Raw genomic sequence first — 2,223 nt, 5'->3', positions numbered from 1 at the left:
CCTTGATCACCGGTGGGCCGAAAGTGATGTTGGGCACGAAATGGCCGTCCATCACGTCGAGATGGATCCAATCGGCTCCGGCCGCCGCGACCGCTTCGACCTCGTCGCCGAGCTTCGAAAAGTCCGACGCCAGCACCGATGGTGCAATCAGGGTCTTCTTGCTCATGAAAGGCTTCTCCCGGCATCCTCATCGGCGCTCTGTGCTGCGCGCTGGCACGCGGGTCTGCCTAGACCATCGTCCGGCCAAGGGGAAGCGTGTTTTCCGCTTCGCTCGACGGGCACGCAAAACGCGAGCTGCGATGCGGGAAGGAGAGAACCCGCTGGATTTTTCCGGCGGTTTCGCGGGCGCGGTAGTGATGGGCTGCCCTACTGAAGGTTGTCGGTCGCCGGGTTCCGCTGCAGCCTTGGTTGGCTTCTTGGCACCAACTGCTGCAGGATATTCGGATTGAGCAGCAGGTCCGGATCGATCTCCAAGCCTGGCCGCCTGCGGATCGGGAAGCAATCCGGATACCGGCCGGCCGTTCCGACCGGGCAGCGCCGCCTGATGATCGGCTGGCACATGCCATCGATCATCTCCGAGCCTGGCGCGCATACAGCGTCTTCGAACCTGCCGCATCTACCTTCGATCACTTCGGTGCCGCGTGGACACACGCAGACGCCGCGTTTGTTGAGGAACTGGCCGCGGATGGAGCATGCTTGCGGCTTCCTGACCGGCACGCAGGCTTTGCCCTTCAACGCCGTCCCCCTCGGGCAGACGCAATCGCCATCGGCATTGCGCACCTGGCCACGAATGCGGCACTGGCTGGGCGGCTGCTGCCTGTCGGGCACGCAAGCCTTGGCGGCGCGGTCGACATGCGTGTCCTTGGGACAGGCGCAGCCATCCGGTGTCGGCACGGCGCCGCGGATAGTGCATTTCGGTGGAGCGACGCGGCAGACGCCGTTCACCAGCTCGCCGCGCCGGCATACGCAATTGCCGTCCTGGTCGCGGTACTGGCCGGGACGCAGCGTGCACTGCGGCTCCTGCGGCTGCTCGCTCTGAACGCATCTGCCGTTTTCCAGCTCGGCGCCTCGCGGGCAGACGCAGCGCCCGTCCTCGGTCCGGATCTGGCCCTTGAGTAGGACGCAGCGCTGCGGCACTGGCAGCGGCAGAAGCTTGGTGCCGCCGGACGAGCAGTGACCGTTGCGGAATGTGGTGCCGTCCGGGCAGGCGCAGCGGCCGGCCGAGTTGAGCACCATGCCGCCCGAACACTGGTTCTTGACCTCACGCTTGATTGTGAAGGGGTGGCATGCATAGGCCCTGCCGCGGTCGCCTTGCGCGTTGGCTGGGGCGCGCGACAGCACATCGCCGCCGCCCTGCACCGGCGTGTTTGGCGAGAGCACCCCGACGCAGTTCTGTCCGCTGACCGTACCCCGCAGAGTGGCAAGGCGCGCGTCGTCGGGAAGGACCACTGTGACATGACGCGTATGGCTTTCGCCGGCGCCCAGCGTCAGATTGGCGATGCAGGACGCCGGCAGCGTCGCCGGCTCCGGCGAGCAGCCGAAAGGCGGGTCGATCGCGGTGATCTTGACACCCTCCAGCCTGCCGAGACCGTCGATGCCGACCGCATCGCCGATGCGGACCGGACCGGAGAAGGCATTCGGCCCCTCATTCGTGATGGTAATCTCGAACGAGCAGGGCGCGCCTGGCTGGCATTCGCTGTCGCCGGTCTTCTCGACGCGGATCGTGGAGGCCCCACCGCCTTTCGCGCAAGCCTGGCCGATCGGATAGACGATGTCGTCGCGGGGCGCCGGCCCAAAAGAGCCGCGCGCGCAGTTCTCGAACGCGTCATTGCCGCCGACCGTCACGTCGAAGTGCCGGCTGGTTCCGGGCGTCATGACGGCGCCGGCAATCTGGCAAGACAGCATGTTGGCGGGCACTGGCCCGCAGTTCCAGTCGGCGCCGTCCGGGGTCACGGTCCGGACAGCGACCGGCGCGCCGCCCGACACCAGCGTGGCGGCATCGTTGACCCGCACCGGACCGGTGGGGGCAGCAGTGCCGGCATTGGTCACGGTGATGCGGCAGGATACCGAAGACGCACCGGCCAGCGAGCTCTCGCACGCCTTGGTGATGCGCAGGCCGGGCTTGGCGCCATTCGGACGGCGGATGCGCTCGGTCGCGCACGCCTTGTTGTTCGCGAGGTCGACCTCGCCGGCAATGGCCTTCACCTCGGCGCAGTTCTCGAC

2 pseudogenes are annotated in these 2,223 nt (G+C 67.3%); both read right to left on the bottom strand.

The window, feature by feature from the left end:
- A pseudogene (locus tag EOA60_RS29635) lies at positions 1-166 on the bottom strand (ribulose-phosphate 3-epimerase); the annotation flags it as partial.
- Between the two features lie 200 nt (positions 167-366).
- Positions 367-2,223: pseudogene (locus EOA60_RS29630) on the bottom strand (hypothetical protein); the annotation flags it as partial.

Origin of the sequence: Mesorhizobium sp. M1A.F.Ca.IN.020.06.1.1 (genome assembly GCF_004023265.1) — a bacterium.
In the GTDB taxonomy this organism is placed as follows: Bacteria; Pseudomonadota; Alphaproteobacteria; order Rhizobiales; family Rhizobiaceae; genus Mesorhizobium.
The sequence above is the reverse complement of the archived record's forward strand: the minus strand, read 5'-3'. Positions and strand labels throughout refer to the sequence as shown.